This is a genomic window from Gammaproteobacteria bacterium (genome assembly GCA_013214945.1).
Lineage (GTDB): Bacteria > Pseudomonadota > Gammaproteobacteria > Enterobacterales > Psychrobiaceae > Psychrobium.
The window spans coordinates 58,492-84,200 of the sequence record JABSRT010000007.1; the positions used below are offsets into that span (position 1 = coordinate 58,492).

At 43.6% G+C, this 25,709-nt stretch carries 24 protein-coding genes; 13 read left to right on the top strand and 11 right to left on the bottom strand.

The annotated features are described in order from the left end of the window. Positions 1-22 precede the first annotated feature (22 nt). Positions 23-1,300 (top strand): 4-aminobutyrate--2-oxoglutarate transaminase, encoded by a 1,278-nt coding sequence (gabT, locus tag HRU23_06775; GenBank protein NRA53833.1) that lies wholly within the window; start codon positions 23-25, stop codon positions 1,298-1,300. Positions 1,301-1,406: 106 nt separating this feature from the next. On the opposite strand, the gene HRU23_06780 is transcribed toward gabT, so the two are convergent. Beyond that, on the bottom strand, positions 1,407-1,859 hold the full coding sequence (locus HRU23_06780; GenBank protein ID NRA53834.1) for an Lrp/AsnC family transcriptional regulator: 453 nt from the start codon (positions 1,857-1,859) through the stop codon (positions 1,407-1,409). A 96-nt stretch (positions 1,860-1,955) separates the two neighbouring features. Between HRU23_06780 and HRU23_06785 the strand changes: the two genes are divergently transcribed. Then, the gene (locus HRU23_06785; protein NRA53835.1) at positions 1,956-2,546 is read left to right on the top strand and encodes a LysE family translocator; all 591 of its coding nucleotides are present in this window, start codon (positions 1,956-1,958) and stop codon (positions 2,544-2,546) included. Positions 2,547-2,604: 58 nt separating this feature from the next. Here HRU23_06785 and uvrD read toward each other — a convergent pair whose 3' ends face one another. The 7 genes from uvrD to HRU23_06820 all read right to left on the bottom strand — a co-directional run bounded on the left by uvrD (position 2,605) and on the right by HRU23_06820 (position 9,548). Then, on the bottom strand, positions 2,605-4,770 hold the full coding sequence (gene uvrD / locus HRU23_06790) for a DNA helicase II (protein NRA53836.1): 2,166 nt from the start codon (positions 4,768-4,770) through the stop codon (positions 2,605-2,607). A gap of 216 nt (positions 4,771-4,986) precedes the next feature. Further along, the gene (locus tag HRU23_06795) at positions 4,987-5,712 is read right to left on the bottom strand and encodes an HAD-IA family hydrolase (GenBank protein NRA53837.1); all 726 of its coding nucleotides are present in this window, start codon (positions 5,710-5,712) and stop codon (positions 4,987-4,989) included. After that, on the bottom strand, positions 5,709-6,617 hold the full coding sequence (gene xerC / locus HRU23_06800; protein ID NRA53838.1) for a tyrosine recombinase XerC: 909 nt from the start codon (positions 6,615-6,617) through the stop codon (positions 5,709-5,711). The genes HRU23_06795 and xerC overlap by 4 nt, the downstream gene beginning before the upstream one ends. Next, positions 6,617-7,288 carry a DUF484 family protein gene (locus tag HRU23_06805; GenBank protein ID NRA53839.1) on the bottom strand — a complete coding sequence of 224 codons (672 nt, stop codon included), beginning with the start codon at positions 7,286-7,288 and terminating at the stop codon, positions 6,617-6,619. The genes xerC and HRU23_06805 overlap by 1 nt, the downstream gene beginning before the upstream one ends. After that, positions 7,285-8,115, bottom strand: coding sequence for a diaminopimelate epimerase (gene dapF / locus HRU23_06810; protein ID NRA53840.1), 831 nt, complete (start codon positions 8,113-8,115; stop codon positions 7,285-7,287). Before dapF ends, HRU23_06805 begins: the two co-directional genes overlap by 4 nt. Positions 8,116-8,157: 42 nt before the next feature. Further along, positions 8,158-9,414 carry a diaminopimelate decarboxylase gene (gene lysA / locus HRU23_06815; protein NRA53841.1) on the bottom strand — a complete coding sequence of 419 codons (1,257 nt, stop codon included), beginning with the start codon at positions 9,412-9,414 and terminating at the stop codon, positions 8,158-8,160. After that, positions 9,414-9,548: a lipoprotein gene (locus HRU23_06820; protein NRA53842.1), complete on the bottom strand. Its 135-nt coding sequence runs from the start codon at positions 9,546-9,548 to the stop codon at positions 9,414-9,416. The genes lysA and HRU23_06820 overlap by 1 nt, the downstream gene beginning before the upstream one ends. A gap of 79 nt (positions 9,549-9,627) precedes the next feature. Between HRU23_06820 and cyaY the strand changes: the two genes are divergently transcribed. Further along, positions 9,628-9,945, top strand: coding sequence for an iron donor protein CyaY (gene cyaY / locus HRU23_06825; GenBank protein ID NRA53843.1), 318 nt, complete (start codon positions 9,628-9,630; stop codon positions 9,943-9,945). Then, on the top strand, positions 9,946-10,611 hold the full coding sequence (locus tag HRU23_06830; protein NRA53844.1) for a carboxylesterase: 666 nt from the start codon (positions 9,946-9,948) through the stop codon (positions 10,609-10,611). A gap of 4 nt (positions 10,612-10,615) precedes the next feature. Here HRU23_06830 and HRU23_06835 read toward each other — a convergent pair whose 3' ends face one another. Both HRU23_06835 and HRU23_06840 read right to left on the bottom strand, forming a co-directional pair. Beyond that, positions 10,616-13,042, bottom strand: a complete 2,427-nt coding sequence (locus HRU23_06835) for a class I adenylate cyclase (GenBank protein ID NRA53845.1) — start codon at positions 13,040-13,042, stop codon at positions 10,616-10,618. 54 nt (positions 13,043-13,096) lie between these two features. Further along, a complete protein-coding gene (locus tag HRU23_06840; protein ID NRA53846.1) occupies positions 13,097-13,732 on the bottom strand; it encodes a hypothetical protein in 636 nt (211 codons plus the stop codon). A 153-nt stretch (positions 13,733-13,885) separates the two neighbouring features. Here HRU23_06840 and HRU23_06845 point away from each other — a divergent pair, with 153 nt between their 5' ends. The 8 genes from HRU23_06845 to HRU23_06880 all read left to right on the top strand — a co-directional run bounded on the left by HRU23_06845 (position 13,886) and on the right by HRU23_06880 (position 23,373). Beyond that, positions 13,886-15,163, top strand: coding sequence for a hypothetical protein (locus tag HRU23_06845; protein NRA53847.1), 1,278 nt, complete (start codon positions 13,886-13,888; stop codon positions 15,161-15,163). A 51-nt stretch (positions 15,164-15,214) separates the two neighbouring features. Next, positions 15,215-16,963 carry an asparagine synthase gene (locus HRU23_06850; protein NRA53848.1) on the top strand — a complete coding sequence of 583 codons (1,749 nt, stop codon included), beginning with the start codon at positions 15,215-15,217 and terminating at the stop codon, positions 16,961-16,963. A 21-nt stretch (positions 16,964-16,984) separates the two neighbouring features. Next, positions 16,985-17,977, top strand: a complete 993-nt coding sequence (locus tag HRU23_06855; GenBank protein ID NRA53849.1) for a polysaccharide deacetylase family protein — start codon at positions 16,985-16,987, stop codon at positions 17,975-17,977. Positions 17,978-18,015: 38 nt separating this feature from the next. Next, positions 18,016-18,870, top strand: a complete 855-nt coding sequence (locus HRU23_06860) for a DUF2914 domain-containing protein (GenBank protein NRA53850.1) — start codon at positions 18,016-18,018, stop codon at positions 18,868-18,870. A 90-nt stretch (positions 18,871-18,960) separates the two neighbouring features. Then, positions 18,961-19,893 (top strand): hydroxymethylbilane synthase, encoded by a 933-nt coding sequence (hemC, locus tag HRU23_06865; protein ID NRA53851.1) that lies wholly within the window; start codon positions 18,961-18,963, stop codon positions 19,891-19,893. Beyond that, on the top strand, positions 19,880-20,638 hold the full coding sequence (locus HRU23_06870; GenBank protein ID NRA53852.1) for a uroporphyrinogen-III synthase: 759 nt from the start codon (positions 19,880-19,882) through the stop codon (positions 20,636-20,638). The genes hemC and HRU23_06870 overlap by 14 nt, the downstream gene beginning before the upstream one ends. 3 nt (positions 20,639-20,641) lie before the next feature. Next, positions 20,642-22,198, top strand: coding sequence for a uroporphyrinogen-III C-methyltransferase (locus tag HRU23_06875; GenBank protein ID NRA53853.1), 1,557 nt, complete (start codon positions 20,642-20,644; stop codon positions 22,196-22,198). Between the two features lie 2 nt (positions 22,199-22,200). Next, a complete protein-coding gene (locus HRU23_06880; GenBank protein ID NRA53854.1) occupies positions 22,201-23,373 on the top strand; it encodes a hypothetical protein in 1,173 nt (390 codons plus the stop codon). A 157-nt stretch (positions 23,374-23,530) separates the two neighbouring features. On the opposite strand, the gene HRU23_06885 is transcribed toward HRU23_06880, so the two are convergent. Next, a complete protein-coding gene (locus HRU23_06885; protein NRA53855.1) occupies positions 23,531-24,892 on the bottom strand; it encodes an MATE family efflux transporter in 1,362 nt (453 codons plus the stop codon). 288 nt (positions 24,893-25,180) lie between these two features. Here HRU23_06885 and HRU23_06890 point away from each other — a divergent pair, with 288 nt between their 5' ends. Then, complete coding sequence (locus HRU23_06890) at positions 25,181-25,696, top strand: winged helix DNA-binding protein (GenBank protein NRA53856.1); 516 nt, start codon at positions 25,181-25,183, stop codon at positions 25,694-25,696. Positions 25,697-25,709 lie beyond the last annotated feature (13 nt).

Consider the following 25,709-nt stretch of genomic DNA (forward strand, 5'->3'; position numbering starts at 1 on the left):
GACCACAATTTAGGTAAAGAAAATGAGCAATCAAGCGTTACAAGCAAGAAAAACCAAAGTTATCGCCCGCGGTCAAGGCAACATGTATCCAGTTTACGTTGAGCGTGCACTCAACGGCGAAATTTGGGACGTTGAAGGCAAGCGTTATATCGACTTTGGTTCAGGCATCGCGGTCTGTAATACGGGTCATAGCCACCCGAAAGTTGTTGCGGCAGTAAAAGCGCAGCTTGATAAGTTTAGCCACACTTGTGTGATGGTTAACCCATATGAAGTAGCCGTTGAACTGGCTGAAAAGCTAACGGCTATTGCCCCTGGTGATTCAGAGAAAAAAGCAATTTTTGTCTCAACCGGTGCTGAAGCGGTTGAAAACTGTGTCAAGATTGCGCGTGCTTATACTGGTCGTCGCGGTGTTATTGCGTTTAATGGTGGTTTCCACGGCCGTACCAACTTGGCGATGGCACTAACAGGTAAAATCACCCCATACAAAAACTTGTTTGGTCCTTTCCCGGGTGATATTTTCCATGCCCCATTCCCAATTGAGCTGCATGACATCACGGTTAAGCAATCACTAAAAGCCATCGAAAACTTGTTTAAGGTTGATATTGCGCCAAGTGATGTGGCAGCGATTATCGTTGAGCCTGTACAGGGTGAGGGCGGTTTCTATGCGGCACCTGCTGAGTTCTTGCAAGCATTACGTAAGCTGTGTGATGAGCATGGCATTATGTTAATTGCTGATGAAATTCAAACTGGCTTTGGCCGTACTGGTAAAATGTTTAGCTTTGAACATGCTGGTGTTGAAGCAGACATCATGACGATGGCCAAAGGCATTGCTGGTGGTTTCCCTATTGCGGCGGTTGTCGGTAAAAGCGAAATCATGGACGCACCATTACCTGGTGGTTTAGGTGGTACTTACGGTGGTTCTCCAACGGCTTGTGCTGCAGCATTAACCGTGCTTGATATTATTAAAGACGAAAATTTGATTGAACGGGCAAACCAGCTTGGTGACCTTTTCAATGAACGTTTGTCAGTACTGCAGGCGCAGCACCCACAGCTAATTTCTGATGTTCGAAATCAAGGCGCGATGATCGCGATTGAATTAATGATTGACGGTGATCTTGAGCAACCAAATGTTGCATTGACTCAAGCGTTAATTGCTGGCGCTGCTGAGCATGGCTTAGTATTGTTGGCGTGTGGTTTCTACTCTAATGTGTTGCGTTTCTTGCCCGCGTTAACCATTAGTGACGAGCTAGCGAATGAAGGTATCGATCAGTTTGTTACTTTATTCAATAGCGTGGCTTAATAGCTTGGCTAAATAGCCCGTTAATGAGTGCACTGCAGTGGCAATCGATGTCATTGTTGTTGCCCTTGCCCTGAATACTCTAACTGTTCAGGGCGAGATTTCACCCTTAAGCGCGATCATCTTTCGGCGAGTCCATCACCATGTAAGTGGTAATCGAATTAACTTGCGGTAAAATCCCCAACACATCACTATGAAATGCCTTATAAGAGGCCAAATCGGTTGTTTCAACCCGTAATAAATATTCGTACGAGCCGGTAATGTTGTGACATTCACGCACTTCATCTGATTTTGTTATCGCCACTTCAAATGCTTGTTGAGCGTATTTGGTATGATCCGACAAACCCACCGCGACATAAGCAACACAGCCAATGCCGAGCGCTTTAGGCGAAAGCACCGCTTTATAACCTTGAATCACTCCCGAACGCTCTAACTCTTGCACCCGACGCAAGCAAGCCGAAGCGGACAAGTTGACCCGATTAGCCAGCTCAGCATTACTGATCCGACCGTTATTTTTTAGTTCGCGCAAGATTGTTGCGTTAATTTTATTTAAATCATTCATAAGTTGCATTATAAGCGGCAGTGGCGCAAAACAAGCAAGATAATTCTTCCTAAATCTAATTATAATTGCTTAACGATTACTAGATAGGAAAGCCTAATGACTAACGAATTATTAACCGCACTGATTGTATTTGCTGTGGTTTCGACTATTACCCCTGGCCCGAATAACCTGATGTTAATGTCGTCAGGCGCAAACTTTGGGTTTAAACGGACTATTCCGCATATGTTAGGCATTGGGCTTGGCTTTGCATGGATGGTGGCGCTGGTTGGCATTGGTTTAATTGAAGTTTTCGATCGTTTCCCAGTCAGTCACGACATATTAAAGGTGGCGAGCATCGGCTATTTATTGTATTTAGCCTATAAAATTGCTACTTCGCAACCTATCGAAGAGCAAGGCAATAATAAAGTGGCACCGCTAACTTTTATTCAATCCGCAGCGTTTCAATGGGTTAATCCAAAAGCTTGGAGCATGGCGTTGACCGCTATTAGTGTTTATTCGCCCTCGCGCAGTCTTGAGTCGATAGCACTAGTTTCAATCATTTTTGCGCTGGCCAACATTCCTTCGGTCAGTCTGTGGACGGTGCTGGGGCAACAGCTACGTCGCTTGCTAAGCAGCACAATTAGGCTGCGGGCATTTAACTGGACGATGGCAGGATTGCTGGTGGCTTCGATTTATCCGACCTTGTAGCAAGATGTTCACGCTTAGATAAAAGCGTGAACATCATTTGCTCAGTTGATAACAGTAACTAAATGGCTTCTAAGCGTGCGTAAGCGACTACTAGCCATTTACTGCCAACTTGTTCAAAGCTAACTTCAACGCGCGATTGGGCGCCGCTGCCTTCGTAATTAATAATCACACCTTCACCAAACTTGGGGTGATTAACGCGTTGGCCCAAGGTTAAACCGGTTTGGTTAAACTGGTCCTGACTTTGGTTAAATCGGTTGTGTTGCGTTGGGCGGCTTACTTGAGTCGTTAGGCGAATTTCTTCGACTAATTCGCTCGGAATTTCTCGAATAAAGCGTGACGGTTTATGGAATTTTTCCTGACCGTACAGACGTCGTGATTCGGCATAACAGATCACGAGTTGCTTCATTGCTCGGGTAATGCCAACGTAAGCGAGACGACGTTCTTCTTCCATTTTGTCAGGTTCTTCAATGGTGCGCTGACTTGGGAACATGCCTTCTTCAACACCGACAATAAACACCATTGGAAATTCTAGACCTTTGGCGCTGTGCATGGTCATTAGCTGCACTGCATCTTCATATTCGTCTGCTTGAGAGTCACCCGACTCTAATGCAGCATGAGACAAAAAGGCATTAAGCGGGGTCATTTCTTCCGCTTCTTCAGGTACCACAAAGTCGTTCATCGCTGTGAGTAGCTGATCAAGGTTGTCGAGTCGGTCTTGACCACGCTCGCCTTTTTCTGCCTGATACATTGCTTTAAGACCACTGTGATTAATCACTAAATCAGCGGTCGAACGCAGAGTCATTTCGACACTGTCATCTTCAAGTCGGTTGATTAAGTCGATAAAACCCTTAATCGCATTGGCAGCGCGACCGGTTAGGATTTTTTCCCTAAGCAATAAATGGCTAACTTGCCACATAGTCATGCCATGTTGACGAGCATTACTGCGCAGTTTATCGAGTGTGGTGGTACCAATTCCGCGGGTTGGGGTATTAACTATCCGCTCGAAAGCCGCGTCGTCGTCACGATTGCTCATTAAGCGCAGGTAACCTAAAGTATCTTTAATCTCTAGACGATCATAAAAGCGCAAGCCGCCGTAAATACGGTAAGGTAATTTTTGGGCCAGTAACGCTTCTTCGAGAATGCGTGACTGAGCATTGCTGCGGTATAAAATCGCGACTTCTTCAAGGTTGCCACCTTGCTCGTGCCAGTTTTTGATCCGGCTGGTCACAAAACGAGCCTCGTCCATTTCATTAAACGCGGCATAAAGTAAAATCGGGTCGCCTTTGCTGCCATCGGTCCATAACTTTTTACCAAGGCGTTGCGAATTATTGCTGATCACCGCATTGGCGGCCTCAAGAATGTTGGCGGTTGAGCGGTAGTTTTGCTCAAGCTTTATGGTGGTGGCTTTCGGGTAATCTGTTAAAAAACGTTGGAGATTTTCAACTTTGGCGCCACGCCAGCCATAGATAGATTGGTCATCATCACCAACAATCATTAAATTACATTGTTGGCCTGCCAGCATTCGGATCCAAGCATATTGAATGTTGTTGGTATCTTGAAACTCGTCGACCAATATGTTGCCAAAGCGGCGCTGGTAATGGGCTAATACCTGAGGATTATGAAGCCATAACTCGTGTGCGCGCAGCAATAACTCGGCGAAATCAACTAAACCAGAACGATCGCAGGCATCTTGATAAGCTTGATAAACATCACGTTGAGTCGTCTCAAACGAATCGCCATAGGTATCGATATGAGAGGGGCGTAATCCTTCATCTTTATGGCTGTTAATGTACGACTGCATTTGGCGCGGCGGAAATGACTTATCGTCAAGGTTCATTGCTTTAAGCAGGCGTTTTAGCATTTTCAATTGGTCATCAGAATCGATAACCTGAAAGTTTTCTGGCAATTTTACGTCGGCATAATGCATGCGCAATAAGCGGTGCGCAATACCGTGGAAGGTGCCAATCCAAATGCGGCCTAGTTGATCACCAAGCAAGCTTTCGATCCGGTGACGCATCTCTTTCGCGGCTTTATTGGTAAAGGTTACCGCCAGAATTGAATGCGGCGATTGACGCTCAACACTCATTAACCAAGCTATTCGATGAACCAAGACTCGGGTCTTGCCACTACCAGCGCCGGCTAATACCAGTTGGTTGCCCGGCGCGGCGGCGACAGCTTGGCGTTGATGTTCGTTTAATGAGTCGAGTAGCAGAGATACATCCATGGCTAATCCTAGAGTTGTTGGGGCAAAATAAATAAGGGCGATGTTGTTTTATCAATCGAGGGAATAAATTAGATAAATTTTGCCAAGATTATATACTCAATCGCCCCTAAGATGCGACTTATGGTCACTGATTTTCGGCTTAAATGCGACGGCTGATGTAATCGTAAGGGCAGTTAGTTATGGCGGTGAGCACGAACATGCGCCGCCGAGTCGGTTTTAGTCACACAGTTGCTGTAAGTCGCTGAGCTGCGAAAATTCAAACGTTGGCAGTTGCAAAGGCTTAGTTCGGTGATCAAGCGCTTGGCCAGTGGCATTAATCCAGCCCGTTTGCCAGCCCGCGCGACTAGCACCGACAATATCAGAGACGGGGTGGTCACCAATATAAAGAATTTGAGCGGTGCTTAAACCGAGTTTGCTGTTGGCCAGATCAAACAGCTGCTGGGCCGGTTTCATTGGCTGGTTAATATCGGCGCGTAAAGCAAATTCAAAATATTGGCTTAAATTTAATGTGTCAGGGCACGCGTTGCCGTTCGTGATCGCAAATAAGCGATATTCTTGAGCTAATTTAGCCAGTAATTGATGGGTTGAGCACGCAATATCAATGGTATTGCGCCAGCGAAGAAACTCGGCCATTGCGTTATTAGCACCGTTGATTGCATCAGCTTGAGCATAACCTAGCTTGATTAACCCTTGGGTTAGCGCCTCGACCCGCGCGAGGCTAATGTCGTTACTCAGTGCCGGATTAGCTGCGACGGCCTGATTGCGCAGGGCTAGCCAATTTTGCGTTGTCATGGTGGTTGTGCGTGGGAAATTGGCGGTTAAATATCGCTGAAGTTGCTGCTCAGCCTGCTTTAGCACGGGCGCGTTATCGTATAGGGTATCGTCTAGATCAAAGCCAATAGCCACCGGTTTGGTGAAGCTCTTATAACATCGAATGGTCATATTTTTTTCTTCTGAGTGGTGGCTAGTTTTGCCCTAGGATGAGCGGCGTCATAAACCTTGGCCAAATGTTGAAAATCAAGATGAGTATAAACCTGAGTGGTGGCCAAATCGGCATGGCCTAACATTTCTTGTACCGCGCGCAGGTCGCCGCTGCCTTCAAGCAGATGAGTCGCAAAAGAGTGACGTAATTTGTGGGGGTGAACCGTGGTTGATAAATTACGATTTACGGCCCATTTAGCCATGCGTAATTGCACGCTGCGGTGTGAAATTCTACGGCCTAGTTTACTGACAAACAGTGAATTTTCAGCTGAGTTGGCCATTGACGATCGCACGGGCAGCCATAACTCAATTTGTGCTAGCGCTTTTTTAGTGACTGGGATAATCCGCTCTTTTGAACCTTTACCCGTTACTTTGACCAATTGTTCGTGTGCTGAAATATCAGCGATATTTAACGACACCAATTCAGCGAGACGTAAGCCGCTCGAATAAAATAATTCCATCATTGCCCGATCGCGAATAGCCAAGGGATCTTGGTCGTCAAAGTCGAGCAATTGGCAGACTTGGTCAACGTTGATATTCTTGGGTAATGGCTTGGCCTGTTTCGGCGCACTGATGCCAATGCAAGGGTCGAGCGCAAGATGGCCGTGCCTTAACAAATAACGGCAAAAACTGCGCAACGCCGATAAGCGGGTCGCTATTGAGCGGTTAGCCAGGCCTTGGCGTTTGCTGTTGGCAATCCAAAATTTTATTTCATTGGCGTTTAATTGCTGCCAATTACTGATTTCTTGTCGGGTTAGTTGTTCAACCAAATGGTTTAACTGGCGACGATAATTACTAATAGTGTGAGGAGATAACTGCCTACTGTCGGCTAAACTGGTTAAAAATTCTTGCAGTAGGCTTTCCATTACGGGGGAGTAAGGTTGGCTATTTGGTTCGAAAACTGGCGGCATAACTGCATTAACATCAGGTTATCCATCGTCGGTTCGAAATGGTTTGGATCGGCACTGGCAATGGCTAACAGGCCAAGTTCACCATGTTTACCCAACGATATAAGCGCAACTGAACCTGGGGTAGTTTGGCCAAAGAGCAAATGTTGCTCTTGCTGGTTAATCCGGCCAAAGTAGCAGTGAGTTTTGTCTAAGCGTTGCACCATGATGTTGTCTAGCGTACTACGTTGGCAATGAAGCTCAGTTGGCGAATGAGTTTTAAATAGCTTAATCGCGACTTCTGTCATGCCCAATTGCTCAGTAAAGCTGGTGTATAACACGCTGGCCAGCTGCTCTACTATTTCGCAATCGAGCAGTTGGTTGTGCAGCTGCGAAAACTTTTGATACAGCTGCTGGTTATGGCTCGCAATCGACATTAAAGCGGTGATTTCGTCTTCAAGATTATGAATCTTTTCCCGCATTAACTGCTGTTGCCGCGTTACTAATGAAATGGTGCCTTGCTGGGCTGTCTCTAAACTAAGCTGATTTAATAACTGTGGATTATTTTGAAAAAAATCAGGATGATCTAACAAATATTCTGCCACAGTAGTCTCGTCAACGAGTGTACTCAGCTGGTTTAGATTATTCATAAGCGAATTTGTCCATCGTAAACATGCACTGCTGGGCCCGTCATTTTTAATTGGCTTTCGCCTTGGCGCCAGTTTATTTTTAATTTACCGCCGGGTAATTCAACGGTCACCGATTGATCAAGTTGACCTTGCAGTTGACCGATTACAACGGCTGCACAGGCGCCAGTACCGCAAGCTTTGGTTTCGCCAACGCCGCGCTCGTATACCCGCAATTTAATATGATTACGCGACACAATTTCCATAAAACCAACATTTGCTCCTTGTGGAAAACGTTGGTGAGTCGCCAGTGCTGGGCCTAAGGTGTCGACTGGTGCCTGGGTAACATCGTCAACGGTAACCACACAATGTGGATTGCCCATCGAGACGACACCACACAAAACCGTTTGATCTTCGGTCCGTAAGATATAATTGGTTTCTTTTTTCTGAGCGTCAAATGGCACTTTAGCCGGACTGAGCTGAGGTATGCCCATCGACACAGTTATTTGACCGCTGCGCTCGTGTTTGAGCTGCAACTTGCCGCCTTTACAGCTAACACCAAGCCGATATCTATTGCTTAAGCCTTTCATTCTGACAAAGCGGGCAAAACAGCGAGCGCCATTGCCACATTGCTCAACCTCTGAGCCGTCGGCATTAAAGATCCGATAATGGAAATCGAGTTCAGGATCATAAGGCGCCTCAACCATTAATAATTGGTCAAAGCCAATGCCGGTATTACGATCGGCCAAAAAGCTAATTTGCTCAGTCGATAAAAATATATTTTGGGTCACTGCATCAACCACGACAAAATCATTGCCGAGGCCGTGCATTTTTGAAAAATTAAGTAGCATTTAATTTCTTATAGTCATATTGCTCAACCGATAGTCTTGATGCTAATCGATATCTAGCGTTTTTAATTCGCCTCGCCATAAATCGGCTAAAGTTTCGCGTTGACGAATTTCGATGGCTTTATCGTTATCTACCATCACTTCAGCAGGCTTTACCCGAGAATTGTAATTTGATGCCATCGTGAAGCCATATGCACCAGCAGATCTCACCGCAACATAGTCACCTTGCTGTAACGCCAGTGACCGTTCTTTACCGAGGAAATCACCAGTTTCGCAAATCGGTCCAACCACATCATAGATACGGTTTGGTTGATCGCTTGCTTGCACTTCAACTATCTCTTGCCAAGCACTATATAGTGATGGTCGAATTAAGTCATTCATTGCGGCGTCAATTATTGCAAAATTCTTATCTTTGGTCAGTTTTAAATACTCAACCTTAGCGACTAAAATACCCGCATTAGCCATAATGGCACGACCCGGTTCGTATATAACGGATAAGTGCTGATGATCTACAAGGCATTTGTTGATCGCTTGCGCATATTGCGCCGGTTCCGGTGGTTGCTCGTCTTTGTAGGTTACGCCAAGGCCGCCACCAACATCGATATGGCTAATTTTTATGCCTTGCTGGTCGAGTAAATCAATTAAAGAAAGCACCCGCTTGATCGCGTCAGTAAAAGGTAATAAGTCAGTCAGTTGCGAGCCAATGTGGCAATCGATCCCTTTCACTTTTAAGGCCGGGGCATTAGCGGCAAACTGGAATGCTGTGAGTGCGTCTTCCATGCTAATGCCAAACTTGTTGTCTTTAAGCCCGGTTGAAATATACGGATGGGTACCAGCGTCAACATCTGGATTCACTCGAATAGAAATTGGCGCTATAACACCCAGTTCGGTTGCAATGGTATTAATCCGCTCAAGCTCAGGTAATGATTCGGCATTAAGACAGTAAATGCCGGTTTCTAACGCGTATTTAATTTCCCAGTCAGCTTTGCCTACTCCAGAAAATACTACCTTATCTGGATTGCCACCGGCCTCCATGACGCGGGCTAGCTCGCCGCCAGAAACAATATCAAAACCAGAGCCTAATTTAGCTAGAGTATTTAAAATAGCTAAGTTTGAATTTGCTTTTACCGCATAACAAATTAAATGCGGGTGGCTACCTGCTGCTTGATCAAAGGCATGCCAATGGCGTTCTATGGTCGCGCGCGAATAGATATATAAAGGGGTTTTAAATTTTTGTGCTAAATCTTTAACGGCTAATTGTTCGGCAAATAGTTGGTTATCTTTAAAGTTGAAAAAATCCATTATGTTCTATCTTCTTGTTTATTAATGTCTTTTGTAGGTTGTTCTGCTGCTGGTGCTGGGTGGTACAGTGGGCCTTTTTGGCCACAGCCGGCAATAAAGCCAAGTAAAATAAAGACAACTGCTAGTTTCCGCATTTTTTATCCGGTGATTATTTGACAATTTCACCTTATAATCGCATTCCAGAGAGTAAATGCAAATGGTTTGAGGTTTTAAATGAACGATAGCGAATTTCATCAAATTGTTGATAATTATCTAATGCTAATTGAAGAGACGCTTGACGATGCGATGGTCGACTTTGACTACGAGACATCTTCAGGGGTATTGAAATTAGCCTTTAGTGATCGCAGCCAAATAATAATAAACCGTCAGGAGCCGTTACACCAAATTTGGGTGGCGACAAAATTTGACGGTCATCATTTTGAGTTGACTAATGGTCGTTGGATTGACAACCGAGGCGGCGAAGAATTACTGAAGTTAGTGACCGATGCTATTGAGCGTCAGTCGGGTGAACGCATTGAAATAAGTGAGTAAATGGTGTCTTTACAAGCAATTATAACTGAACCAAAAATAGCTGCTGATGCAGTGGTTATTTGGCTGCATGGCTTAGGCGATTCGGGTGAAGGCTTTAGTGGGGTGATCCCAGCGTTAGGCGGAAAACTCGATTCAGTTCGTTTTATCTTTCCACATGCGCCAAAGCAAGCTGTCACTATTAGTCGCGGGTTAGTGATGCGTTCTTGGTACGATATTAAAACCATGGATCTCGACGGGCGTGCTGATATTCCTAGCCTGCAACAAAGTGAAATCTTGATTAATCAATTGATTGAACAGCAGATTGGCACAGGAATTTCACCAGAGCGGATTGTTTTAGTTGGCTTTTCCCAAGGCGGTGTATTGGCCTTGTATAGTGGTTTACGCTTAAAGCATAAGTTAGCAGGCATTGCTGGCTTGTCTTGTTATTTAGCGCAGGATCAGCTGCCCGCAGTTGGAGCCGCTGGCATTAATAGTAAAACCCGCTTGTTCATCTCGCACGGTGAGCAAGATGCCACGGTGCCTTTTGCGGCGGGTCAGCAAAGCGCGCAACAACTGAAAGCGGTCGGTTTTGACGTTAGCTGGTCGCAGTACCCGATGGAACATTGGGTATGTGAGCCACAACTAGCAAAGTTAGGGCAATGGATCACTGAGCGCTTGTCTGCTTAAATCGTTAAAACCCTTCGTCGGCATGACGGTCAAATGGCTCGATAATAATCAAGCTGTTTGAGCGTTTTATTCGACTAAATTGCGGTAAATTAAAGCTTATTTCTAACTTTTCCTGACTAATGTTCTGAGTATCTTTGGTGAAAGTGTAAAAACGATAAATCGATTTAATTAATTCGGATTCATCGAGGTCATCTTGCAAATAACTTGAAAAGTTGTTTTGCTCATCCAAGACGTAAACTTGAATCCCCTGTGGCTGTTGTTCTAAAAAAAACTGAACGTAACCACTGCTCGCGTATTCGGTAATAATTTGATTAATTTTACTGTCTACTGGATTTTGACTTGGTATTTGAGTTAATGGGTTGTCGGTTAATTTGCGATAAAGATCTAACGCGCTACTAATCTCTTGATATTCAACCTTGTCGGGATGAAAAAACAGACCAAAGAGTTTGCCTGCCACCACCAGGGATTTAACCTTGATCCCTGTTTTGGTCGATTTCTTGCGAATAGTTAAACATTCTTTAAGCAAAAATAGCACTTTGTCACTCAGCAGTCGTTGCTGGTTTTCGCCGACACACAGGGTTTGAATATTAGGTGTTTTACTTGAAGAGCTAATCAGGCTCAGAAAATAGCTTAAAAAATCCAAGATCGCTTGGTCGCCGCTAAATTCAACTGCGTGATGCTCTTGCCATGAGTTACGATAAACAATATCAATGCTTGATAGTAGGCTGTACTTTTTATGCCCGATCGAAAATAGATTGCTTTTAATCCAGTTCATAATCAGTTCTTGGCCATGAAACGAGCGAGTTGGATCTGCTCGCATATTCAAAATAATCACCACTTGTTCAACTTGTGCCGCTTGAACTAAGGCATTTTTAGTCGCCTTGGTCTGGGTGCTAAACATGCGATGGATAGCCTGCAGCGCCTGTCGTAACTTCGGTGACCAATGACTAATATCTGCCGGTAACTTAACTTGAGTAGCGATGCCACAGTAGTTATTAATTGCTGCCCAGCTAATCAGTTTAATTAATTCTTTATCTTGATGAATTTGGTAATCTTTACCAAAAACAGGAGCCTGATTAAGCAGCAACCAACTTTGCTCGCCCGTCGTTGAGACTGCGCGGCGGATGTAAAGTGCCGAGTTTTGCCCGCTTGTTAGCGCTTTAGATGGTAACTGATTAATTTTAGTGGTGCTGCTTTGATAAGCTGAATAAAGTCGGCGACTTAAAATAGCCATTTCTTGGGGGTAAAGCGCTTCGTCGATTTGATGATGCTGCGCCATGGCTTTTAGCCGTTGGTGGCTTGTTAATAGCGCGGTGACTAAACGGTGGTGGTGCTGTTGAACTGCGACCGGATCCCAACGTGAGGCGCGATCTAGATGGGCGATCTTAGTGGTGCTAAATTGCCATTGGTTGACTAATATCTGCAACTGTTGCTGCTGATATGTTGGGGTTGATGTTCGATTGAGATAGCTTAAACCCGGCGAACATTTTAAATAAAAGCACTCGCGCACTAATTCTAGTCGTGAAGGGTCATTAAGTTCGGTCAGGTAAATCGAGATCCGTTGCAGCAACAATAAATAATGGTCAACAAATTCTTGCTGATCAACTAATCGTTTCCATTGTTGCGATAGCAGTTCGGTGTGGGGAAAATCATTAAAGTAAGACTCCAGCAGTAAAGCTTTTAATAACGACTTTTCTGGTGAATCAATACCCTTATAAAGCTGCCACAACATTGCGCCAAAATACTCTTTAGCTGGTGGTACGGGTATGTCACCAAAATCGACATAACTCTCGTTATTGTCACTTAGTTGAGGTTGTTGCCAAGCAATGGGTTTGCCCGCTAGGGTTAAAGCCGAACGATAGAATTCGTCCAATAATAACCAGTGCTGAGCACTGCCGCTCGACTCCTGATCTAAACTTAATTGGGTACCATGGTGAAACTGGTCTTGCGAGACCATAAATAAGTGAAGCTCAGCGCCAACTTGGGCGGCCCAATGTTCGATCCCGCGACATTTCTTAGCGAGATATTGCTGCTCGCTAAGAGAAATCTGAAGGGGAAAACAAACCCAAATATCCCAATCTGAATGACGGCTTTGGCCAACGCTGCCAACGCTGCCAATCGTATAAATACCATCGATACTGTCATGCTCTATCAATGAACAGTCGGTAATGGCAAATAGCTGATTAACAATAACTAGGGTTTGAGATCTAGCTTGATAGTTGAATATTTTTCCTAGTGGATAATCACTGACATAACCTGGTAACTCAGGGTGATTGACACTGAGTAAATAAGGTAAAATTTCCAATACCAATTGGCTGCCAGCCGATAGCTCGGCGGTTATTTTTTTACTATGCTGGCTTTGTTGCTCAGATATAAAGCAAAAATTGCCAGCAGGAGTTTGAGCATTATTAAAACGGGTACTACAAGCCATTGAGATATCGTTATTTTAGTCAGTGGTTAAATTTGTAACCGCTAAGAATAACATTTAGCCTTGATACTTGGCTAATTTATTCTTGAGTCCTTGCAGTGGGTAACCTTTGCTGTAGGCAATAGTTGCTGCTTGTTGTGCTTCTTTATATTGTTTTAAGTCGATTAACAATAAGCCGTAATTGTAATTTAACTCAGCGCCTTCGGGGCGGATCCGCAGCGCCAGCTCGTATTGAATTTTAGCCAATTGTAGTTGCTTAGTCATATGAAGATGAATAGCAAATAACATTTTGCTGATGTCATCTTTGGGTTGTAAATAGATTGCCCGTTTAAAATAACACTCAGCGTTATAATATCTTTTATGCATTTTACGACCGAGTCGTTGGTACTTCGCAATTGCATGTAACGCCCGATGATAATTGGGGATCGCCCGTAATGTATAGTCTATATCAGCATGAACGCTGCCGGTGTTTCCTTTAATTAAGCGTTCAACTTCGGGGGTGAAATGGGCACCTATTACTATCGGCAATTTTGCATGGTGCTTCGGATTGGTAAAGTCGTATGGCCCATACGAGTTGGTTAGTGGTTTGCCTGGAGTTATTCCGCAAGTCAATAAATTTCTTGCCGCCTGCGCTGTCGCAGGAATGACTAAAAACGCCAAGACTAACGCAGCTGCTGATAGATTAATTTTCACCTTTGTTCCCTCAAATTTGTACTATTATCTTCAGTATAGTCTTAAATAGTGTGAACACTCACCGAGACTCAATTAAACAAGCAACGGGTGCTGGAGTGTTTTTTATACCAGCGAGTAATTAATCGGCAGCATTGAGTTAAAAATATCAAGGGAATGAGTTTGAAATTAACCGACAAGTCAGTTCTTTATATTGCGTACCACTATCCACCATTATTAGGTAGTAGTGGCGTGCATCGTAGTTTGGCCTTTAGTCGCTATTTAAGCGAGAACGGTTGGTCTACGCGTGTGCTGACAGCATCGTTAAAAGGTTACGAGCAATGGTCGCCTCAGCAATTAGATTTTATTCCACCTGAGGTTGAAGTCATACGCGCTTTTTGTCGTAATGCTGCAAAAGATTTTAGTATTAAAGGCAAATATTTTTCGTGGATGGCGATGCCTGATAATTGGCAAAGCTGGATCGTTGGCGGAGTAATTAGTGGTCTTCGTGCAATTAATAAGCAGCGACCGTCGGTGATTGTCTCAACTTACCCTATTGCATCCGCTCATTTTATTGCTTACTTTTTACATCGAATGACCGGGGTACCTTGGGTGGCGGACTTTCGTGATCCGATGGCGCAAGATGATTACCCGATAGATCCAGCAAAAAAGAAAGTTTTTCAATGGATCGAAAGCAAAGCGGTCGCTCATTGTTCACATATTATAGTAACGGCCCCAGGGGCATTAGCCTTATATCAAGAGCGCTACAGTTCAACCAATAAGGATTTTTGGCAACTAATCAATAATGGTTACGATAAGGTTATCCTCGATAAAATTGAGCAAGAAGTACAAGAAAAACCGCAACCTAAGAATCTTGGGTTGCCTTATGTATTGTTACATAGCGGGGTAATTTATCCGAGTGAACGAGATCCTAGCCAGCTATTTGCTGCGATAGCTCAGCTAAAAAAAGCGAAGCTGCTCGATGCCAATATGCTGATATTTCGTTTGCGAGCTACCGGTCACGACCATTTATATCAAACAATAATCGCAGATCTCGATATTGCAGATATGGTGTTTTTAGAACCCGCGATCCCTTATCAAGATGCGCTGCAAGAGATGTTCGCTGTTGATGGGCTGTTATTACTTCAGGCTGATAACTGTGACTTTCAAATACCTGCTAAAGCTTATGAGTATATTAAAGTGAATAAACCGATCTTGGGTTTAATGCCCCGAGATGGTGATACTGGTCTACTATTACAGCAGGTTGGTATTTCAAGTATTGCACCATTAAATAATCAAGAACAAATTGAACAGGCATTGCTTAGCTTTGTTAGCCTGCTGTTCAATGGCGGTTTTGTTGGGTTGGCAGCAACGAAAATAGAACAATATTCTCGGCAAAGTCAGGCGGTACGATTCGAGCAGTTATTAAGTCGAGTAATTAGTAACAATCAATGACCTTCCCATGGACTGGTGCCTTAAAATGACGGATAAAAGTTGAGACAAGGAATGCAAACAACAATAAATAACAATACTGATGTTAATACGCAGCAGTTGGTGTTGCCATGGCTGCAACAACAAGTAACTATTGCCAATGATAAAACACTGAGCCAAGCGGAAAGTGAGCGTTATACCGTGGTGGTGTTTGGTACCGTCAGAGCGTATCAGCAATTGGTTAGTCACGAAATAAGTGCCGCCAAATGTTTATTAAATGCCGTAGAACACGATGCGGAGCTTTTTTATCACAATATAGCGGGATTTTTTAGTGCCGTTATTATCGATAAAGAATCTGGCCAGTGTTTTTTAGTTACCGATCATGTCGGTTCTATTGCGTTGTATTATCACTATAATCAGAGCGGTTTATCGATTGCGACAAGCTTGGCAGCTATGTCACCTGAGCAGTTTGAGCTTAACCCGCAAGGAATTTTTAATTACTGTTACTTTCATTGCATACCTGCACCAACCACCATTTATCAAGATGTCTATAAAGTAGAAGCTGGGCATCAAGTGCGCTTTAATACGCAAGGGTTTAAAGGGTCAACGTTACTCTACCGGCCGCAATATAATTACAGTACCGCACCCGATGACAAACTTTACCAGCAATGTCACACCTTAGTCTCACAAGCAGTAAAGCGCCATATCAGTCCAACGTGTGGTGCATTTTTAAGTGGCGGATTAGACAGTTCGACCGTGGCTGGCATGTTGGCGACTGAACAGGAACATGCCAAAACATTTTCGATAGGCTTTGCCGAAAAAGATTATGACGAAACTAAATATGCCAACATCACCGCCCAGCATTTCAAAACGGACCATCATCGATTAGAGCTAAAACCCGAGGCGTTAGTCAGTAATTTTGAACAAATAGCGGCTTATTTTGACGAGCCTTTCGGCAATTCATCTGCGATGGCAGCCTACGCGTGTGCTAAATTCGCTAAATCTCACGGTGTTGACCAAATGTTGGCCGGAGATGGTGGCGATGAAATATTCGCTGGTAATGAGCGTTATGCCAAGCAAAAGGTCTTTGAACGCTTTAGTAATAGTCCGCCGTTAATTCAACGGATGTTAAATGGATTATTTTGCCAGACCCCGCTTGGTAAGTTGCCCTTAGGAACCAAGGCGGCTAGTTATATCAAACAGGCGCAGCAAGGCTTACCCGATCGGTTAGAAAGTTATAACTTTATTAACCGTTTTGCGGTGACCGAAATGTTCAGTGATGAATTTTTGGCTCAGGTTAATATCGAGCAACCGATTGAGCAAAAGCGTGCGCGTTATAATCAGGCCGACTCGTCTTGCATGATTGAAAAAATGTTGTTTCTCGATTGGAAATTCACCTTGGCAGATAACGATTTAATTAAAGTTAGCAAGATGGCTGAAATGGCTGGTGTCAGCGTTAAATACCCCTTGTTGGAAAAAGAGTTAATTGATTTCAGTTGCACCTTAGATGCCAAGAAAAAATTGCCAAAACAGCAGCTACGTGATTTTTTCAAACAGGCATTTTCAAACTTTTTAGCGCCGCAAACGCTTACTAAAAGCAAACATGGTTTTGGTCTGCCCTTTGGTGCTTGGATGCAGCAAAGTGATGAGCTAAAGACCTTAGTGGCTAAAACTTTACGGCGTTTAAGTGATCGCAACATTGTAAAAAAAGAGTTTATTGAGCGAGCTATCACTATGCACCAGCAAGAACATTCAAGCTACTATGGTGAGCTTATTTGGATTTTAGTCGTACTTGAATTATGGCTTGAAGCGCATCAGCGTTGAAATGGCTTGGAATGAGATGAAATGACTCAAGACAGCATGAATAATAATTATAAAATGCCTATTTCTCGGCGGCTGGCCCACCGGGCTCTTTCATTTGGCTCGAAGGTATTATCTAAAAATAAACTCAATATTTTAATTTACCATCAGGTGATGGAATCACTCGACCCAATGCGACCAACTGAGCCAACTCGAGATGATTTTTATCGTCAAATGTTATTGATCAAACAATATTACAACCCGATCCCCTTGAGTGATGCAGTAAAATTGCTGGCGCAGTCAAAGTTACCAGCCAACAGTATTTGCATTACCTTTGATGATGGCTACCTCAATAACTATTCTATTGCGGCGCCGATCTTAAAAGAATTAGCCTTGCCGGCCACTATTTTTATCGCGACTAAATTTAGCGAAGGCAGCAATATGTGGAATGATAACCTAATCGATTTAATTTCAGATCCCGCTCGAATTAAATTCGATTTAAGCTTAATTGATTTAGGGATTTGCGAGGCTCACAGTTTAATACAGCGGCGCTTATTAGTAGAAAAAGTGATCCAAAAGGTCAAATATACCCCTTATCAACAGCGTTTACAGCTAGCTAATCAAATTTTATTAGTTAACGGGAAATTGAATTCTAGCGCTAAAATGATGTCACCAATTCAGCTAAAAAAATTAGCCCAACAAGGAATAGAGATAGCAGCTCATACTCATGACCATCCGATATTGGCTGTATTAGAACCTGCGGAACAAAAAGCCCAAATAACTCAAAGCCAACAAAAACTAACTGAGTGGCTAGGGGTGCCTATTAAGGGCTTTGCTTACCCAAATGGCCGATGGTCAACCGATTATAATTCGGAGACTATAGATGCGCTTAATCAGTGTGAATTTGATTATGCGGTGTCGACTGACAATGGGGTATCAACTCCAAGTACCAACCCGATGCAGTTAAATCGTTTTACGCCATGGAATAAAGATTTATTAAAATTCCACTTAAAACTGCTCATTAACACCGTACAATAGCAGCGGAACCAAGTGAATTAATTAAAGAAGATTAGAGTGTGAAATTAACAATTCAAATAAAATTAGATGATGTGGTAAATTTTCAAGAGTTAGAACAGGCGCCAATAGATCCGCGTAAAGTAGTATCCTTTATCGTGTTATTAATATTACCGCTAGTACTTTTTGGGGTATATCACTGGTCTGAAAGCAATCAAAATTCAGTTGTTGCTAACGAGTTTACCGTTACGTCAGAGCTGCAACAGCAAGTTGATATTACGTCTGAAGTTGTAGAACCATCAAACCAACAGCTGCCAATAGAACCGCTAAATTCGAGTATGGTTCAACCAATCGAGCGTGTGGAAATAGACGATCCGCAGTTAACAACAATTACCCTCGCAGCACCACTGCAAGTTAAGGCGCCAGTTAAGGCGTTAGTTGAAGAGATTGCCGAGCCTGTTGAGGCAAAAGAGACAGCTCAAACTCAGGAAATAGCAATTAACCAACCGTTAGTTCAAGATATAGTCATTGAGTCGGCTAGCCAAAAAATCGCCCTGTCAGAGACCGAGCAATCAGCGAAAACTAATCAGTCAGATTATATTACTCGGATAACATTAACGTCGGGTATTGTTCAACGTGAACCCGTTGATGATTTGGGTAACCGAATTGACGGTGATGATGAACGGATCGTATTCTTATTTAATGAAATTCGCGATTTGGCTGGTCAGACATTAACTCATCGTTGGTTGTTAAATGGTGAGGAAATTGCCAGGGTTAATTTACCAGTTGGTGGAGCGCGCTGGCGGACTTACTCGAGCAAAACGATTACGCCGACAATGGTAGGAGTGTGGCAAGTTGAAGTACTTAACAATAAGGGCGAGTTACTCTCGGTCCATAAATTTGATTATTATCATTAACGGCCTAAAAAAGTGGTTTCAAACTTATACAAACTATTAAGGCAATGATAGGATCGGGTATAAATCAATACAACACTATTTGGAAATATGATGTCAGGTGAAATTGTACGTATCGCAACCCGAAAAAGCCCATTAGCCTTATGGCAAGCTGAATTTGTCAAAGCGCAATTAGAGCATTTTCATCCTGGACTGCAAGTGGAACTAGTGACCATGGTAACCAAGGGTGACATCATTTTAGATACGCCATTAGCTAAAATTGGTGGCAAGGGCTTGTTTGTTAAAGAACTTGAAGTTGCGATGCTTGAAGGGCGAGCTGATATTGCGGTTCATTCAATGAAAGATTTACCGATGGATTTTCCTCCTGGTTTAATGTTGCAAACGATTTGTCGTCGTGAAGACCCACGCGATGCGTTTGTGTCGAACACTTATAGTTCAATCAGCCAGCTGCCTGCTGGTGCGGTGGTCGGTACGTCAAGCTTACGTCGTCAATGTCAGCTGCGTGCGGCTCGACCTGATTTAATTATTAAAGACCTGCGCGGCAATGTCGGTACTCGATTAGGAAAACTTGATAAAGGCGAATACGATGCGATTATTTTAGCGGCGGCAGGTTTATTACGTTTAGAACTGCCACACCGGATCGCGGCCTTTATCGAACCTGAAGAATCACTACCAGCGGTAGGCCAAGGCGCGGTAGGCATTGAGTGCCGCGAAGGTGATCAACGAATTCAAGAGTTGCTAGCGCCGTTAGAGCATCAAGAAACCCGCTTACGAGTATTGGCTGAGCGCGCATTAAACAAACGCCTAGAAGGCGGTTGCCAAGTGCCAATTGGTAGTTACTGTATAATCGAGAATGATCAATTTTGGCTGCGAGCCATAGTAGGAAGCCCCGACGGTAGCATAATGCTAAAAGAAGAAGTGCGAGGCCCGCTAGCCGATGCACAAGCGCAGGCAATTATATTAGCTGATAAATTACTCGACAGTGGCGCCCGAGAAATATTGCAAAAAGTGTATGCCGATCAGTAAAGCGCCGATCGATATCGGGCGAGTGTTGCTTACTCGCCCTGAGCCTAAAAATAAAGAATTGGCGCAGACTCTTGCAACGCTACAGTTTGAAACTGTAAGTTGCCCGATGGTCGAAATCGCGCCAATTGCTACTCCACAACTGCAAGTACAAATCAATCAACTGCGAACTAGTGACATAATTATTGCTGTGAGTGCTCACGCCGTGACTTATGCGACTAAAGTTATTAACGTTTGGCCTCAAGAATTTAAGTATTACGCCATTGGTAAAGCCACTCAGCGCATGATGGCTAACGCAGGAATCGATGCAATCTCACCAAGCCAACCAATCTCCGAAAGTTTGTTAACCGAGCCGGGTTTGCAGCAGGTGTCTGGCCGCAAAGTTTTGATTTTACGTGGTGTTGGCGGACGAGAGACCTTGGCTCAACAACTATCCTTACGCGGTGCTCAGGTTGAATATTGCCAATTGTATCGCCGAGATCCGATAAAGTATGATCCTGAATATTTGATTCAAAGCTGGAAAAATCATAATGTTAAGACCATAGTAGTAACTAGCGGTGAAATCTTGAAAAACCTGTTAACCTTAGTAAGCACTATCGATCAGCAGTGGTTAGTTGGTCTTAATATAGTTGTGCCTAGTGAGCGGGTAGCAATTTTGGCGCAAGAGAGAGGATTTAGTCGTTGCTTTGTCGCCGCAGGTGCCTCAAATAAAGCAATTTCACAAACATTAATGACAATAGAGCAATAATTAATGAAAAAAAACAGTGGACGAAAAACTAAAGAGCAAATGACAAAGACTGAAAACGCTGATAAAAATTTATCGAGCGTATCACCTGAGTCACCAAAATCTGAATCTAATGATATTACTGTATCAAAGGGATCTGTTGAGTCAAAAAGCACCCCAGATACCGCTGACAACAATGCTCAAAGCTCAGTCAAGCAAGTTGCGTCAGCTAAAAAGCAGTCCTCGGGACAAGCTGACTCTCCAGTAATGAAGCCGCCATCTGTTGATAAAGAGTCCTCAACTATTAAAAAGCCCTCAACAAGCGAAAAACTTTCAGTTAAAGAGCAGTCCTCGGCTACGCAAGCATCATCAGCCAAGGAAGATCCCACAGCTAATGAAGTGCCCTCAGCTAATGAGAAGTCTTCAGTTAAAAAAGAGCTTTCATCAGGCGATAAGCCATTAGCTAAAGCTGAGCCAGCGACCAATAAAGCAGCAGAGGTTAAGCCTAAACCTAAGGCGAAATCCAATGGGCCTAGCTCACCATCACAGCCGCAAGCTCAAGTTGTGGAACAAAATAATAGTAATGTGATTGCTATTATTGCGATAATTTTAGTCTTTGTATTAGGGGCTGGTGGTTATTATTTTTACCAGCAACTCAACTCTCAGCTACTTGCAAATAGCAATAGCGTAACGAAATTGTTAACGTCACAGTCTCAAGAGCGTGATAAAACTAGAGCTGCCATCAATGAACAACTAAATAGTGCAGAACAACAGGTTCAAGCATTATCGACTCAAGTTTCAGTATCGGACAAGAACGTTGCTCTGTTGCAAGACAAGCTGCTTGATCTGTCAGGGCGACGCCCTAATGACTGGCTGTTAGCCGAAGCTAACTATTTAGTCCGACTGGCAGGGCGCAAGCTGTGGTTAGAGAAAGACCAGCAAACCGCTAGCTCATTGCTTGCCACTGCAGATTTACGAATTGCGGAAATGAATGACCCGTCATTATTGGCTTTACGCAAGGCACTGGCTAAAGATATTGCAGCCTTGCAGGCGTTGCCAACGGATCAAACTGAATCTATTGCCCTGCGAATAGACGGTTTAATAAGCCAGGTCGACAACTTAAAGCTAAATAATATTAAAGTGCCGCAAGCGCTGGCTAATGATGACGGTAGCTTGTCAAAGTCGCCCGCTGATTGGAAAGAGAACATTGCTAAAACATGGGACTCATTTCTAGAAGGTTTTGTTACTGTACGACGTCGCAGTGGCACTATTGAGCCGTTAATGTCACCGAAGCAACAATGGTATTTAGAAGAGAATCTTAAGGGTAAATTGGTGCAATCACAGCTAGCGTTATATCGCCAGCAGCAAGATGCATTTGAACACTCAATTGAGTTGGCTACCCGCTGGGTGATGCAATTTTACGACCGTAGCGACAGTACGACCGAGTTTATGCTTAAAGAGTTTGCTCAGCTTCAACAGTTAAAAATTAGCGTTAAATATCCACAAAAATTTAATACCAGTGACCTGTTATACCTTGAGTTGTCACGTCGCAGCATTGCTGCACCAACAAATAAGAGAGGTTAACAATGATCAGATTACTAATATTAGTACTGATTGTTTTCGCTGGCTTATTGGTTGGGCCGATGTTAATCGATCAAAAAGGCTATGTTCTGATTGCCGTGAACGATTGGACGGTTGAAACAAGTGTTGTAGTAATGGTGATGCTTATTCTTGTTTTTTATGCCTTATTACAATTGTTTGAATGGCTGTTAGTTAACACATTAACTTTCTGGGGCCGCACTCGTAACTGGTTTGGATGGCGACGCCAGCGTGTTGCTCGTGAAAAAACCTTAGCCAGTGTGCTTGAGTTGGCTCAGGGCGAATATTTGTTAGCGGAACAAAATAGCGCGCGCAATGCTCAGCTTAGCGACAAGCCCTTGTTGAACTACCTAACAGCGGCTCAGGCCGCTCAACGTCAAGGTAAAAGCGAGCAACGCGATCAGTATTTAGAGCGAGCCGATGAGCTAAAAGGTGGCAAGTTGGCGGTGCAAACAACCCGCTTAAAACTGCATATCGACGCCGATGAATTTGACGAAGCCTTAGCTTGGTTAAAAGAGCAGAGCGAAGCAACCCTGAGTCAAAAAGCGATCTTACGTTATGCCCATTTGGTTTATTTAAAATTAAACTGCTGGGATTTACTGCTACCTCAACTGGCAGGATTAAAAAAGCACGGCATAATTGACGCTGATAAATCACAACAATTATTAGTGCAATGTCATCGCGGATTACTGCGAACTGCTGCGGATCAAGGAATTGATCAACTCAAGGCCTATTACCGTGGTTTGAGCCGCAAGTTACGCAGCGACATTGATATTTTTACCGATTTCGCTCAACTGACAATAGAACGTGGCGGCTTTAAAAAAGTTGAATCTGAGCTGTTTAAGCGATTGCGCAAGAGTATTCACACCCCTTTATTAATGGCACTAACTGCCGTCGATAAAGATGATGCCGAGGCGATAACAGAAGATGTCGCATTATTAACCCGACAACATCCTGATGAGGTGGTTACCTTTGATATCGCAGGGCGCTTATCAATGAAGGCCGAGCATTGGGAAAAAGCCCAAGAATGGTTTAACACCGCAATTGCGATTACGCCATCACGAGAGCTTTATCAAAACCTTGCCTTTGTCCAGCATCAGTTGGGTGAAAACAATGGCGCGTTAACGAACTATCAATTAGCGATAGCCCACGGTAATTAACCAATCGACCTAATTAGTTAAAGCAGAACACGGGGCCATATTTGGCCCCGTACTTATTTGCAATGTGCTCAGCAGCTAATTAGCGATAGCCCAGTTTAATCAACCTAGTCGACTTAATTAGTTAAAGTAAAACACGGTGCTAGATTTGGCCCCGTACTTATTTGTAATTTGCTGAGCTTATTTTTATAAAACGCAATGCGAGTAAAATAGCTGCCAGTGTTAAGCCGGTAATAATCGCTATCCAGTAACCTGAGACCCCCATCTCGAAATATTCTGCCAAGACGTAACCAATCGGAAAACCAACGATCCAATAGGCAAAAGTGCAGATATACATTGGTATTTTAGTGTCTTTCATTCCGCGTAATGCGCCGTTGGCGTTGACTTGGATTCCGTCTGAAATCTGAAAGATTGCCGCTAAGAATATCAACTGCAATGCGACCGTTGTTACTTGTGGATCAGAAGTGAATACAGCTGTTAGCTGGCTTGAAAATGCCAGCATGATCGACGCTGTAAATAAAGCGATAATCATGCCAAAGCCAATGCCGAGCATTCCGGTGTTCTTAGCCCTAATCGCGTTACCCTGACCAGAATGAAAGCCAACCCGTGCCGTAACGGCAACAGACAATCCTAGGGAAAGCGTAAAGGCTAATGACGCGATATTCAATGCGACTTGATGACCAGCAATATCAGGTACAGTGTAGCGACCAATCATTAAACCGACGGCGCCAAACAAGGCTACTTCCATACCTAGTGCTAGCCCCATTGGGATACCAAGTTTGAAAATTTCACTGAAATTATCATAACTAGGCTTTAACCAGCGGCTAAACATGTGATAGCCCTGATAACGACGAGCGTATACGGTGTAACAAAATATACAACAGGCCATTAGGGTCCAAACCGTTATCGTAGCCCAGCCGACACCGACCGCACCCATGCTAGGCACGCCGAGTCCACCATTGATAAACCAGTTATTAAATAAGATATTAAAAGGCAGAGCCGCTAATGAGATATACATAATGGCATTGGTTGCAAACATGCCTTCGTTGCAAAATCGCATTGCGAAAAAACAAAAAAGTGGGATTAGGCCCCAGGCTAGTGCTTGTAAATAGCCGTTGGCTAAGGGAATTATATCTTCAGTTATGCCAATAAATAGCATTACCGGTTCTAATAAATACAGTAAGACGGCACAAGGGAAAGCAAGCACAACACCAAGAATTAGCCCTGTTTGAAAGGTTTGTTTAATGCCTTGCTGATTATTTTGTCCATGATAATGGGCAATAATTGGACTTAGCGCTAAAAAAATCCCAACAATAAAGATACTGATTGGATTAAATAAGCTAACCCCAATCGCCACAGCGGCTAACGCGTTAGCGCTATGTTGTCCCGCCATAACCGTGTCAATTACGCCCATCGACATTTGAGCAAATTGGGCTAAAATTGCTGGTCCAGCAAGCGTAAGAAGCTGCTTACCTTCGGTGGTTATGCTCACAGGTTGTGATGTTGGGTGACTATTTTTCACTTCGGTACGACGCCTTAAAGGTATAAAAGAACAATATTATGGATTTACTGTGTTTTATTAATGCAAATAGTATTAGTAAATACTAAGCGACAAATTTAACAGGATGTTAGCTATTCAACAAGATGATTATAAAGCGAATATTTTTACAGCGCCTTTGAAAATATTCAGGCATGAATAATCTCACTTTATTCAGTTTGCTCTAAAAGGTTTAAAGCCTATATCACCTAGGATTATCAATTGGCATCGTGTATTATGCACGCCTGTTATTTACCTACCTTGGGAGGAGTTATGTCGACTTCAGACAACAATGGAATTGTGTCATCTTCGCATCTCGTTTCTGAGCAGCGCCCTGTTCTTAGTGAATTTGAGTATGGATTAACTGTGGTTAATAATGCTTTTTTACGCTGGATGTCTCACTGCGCTAAGGCGACAGGCATGTTAGAAATAGGCGTATTAGATATTCAGGTAATACATCATATTGCACATCGTGATCGAGCAAAAAATTTAACAGATATTTGTTTTGCTTTGAATCTAGAAGACAGCCATAACGTCGCCTACAGCTTACGAAAGTTAGTGAAATTAGCGCTTATAAGCGGCGAACGCCGTGGCAAAGAAACCTACTATCGGCCACTTCCTGCAGGCTGGGATTTTTGTGAAAGCTACAAAGCCGTTCGAGAACGTTGTTTAATTGAATCACTCAAAGAGCTGAATTTATCGGACCAGCAAATCTCGGACATTGCCAGTTCGCTTAGAGCTTTGTCTGGATTTTACGATCAGGCATCACGTAGCGCAGCAACATTTTAAAAATTTTAGGTGT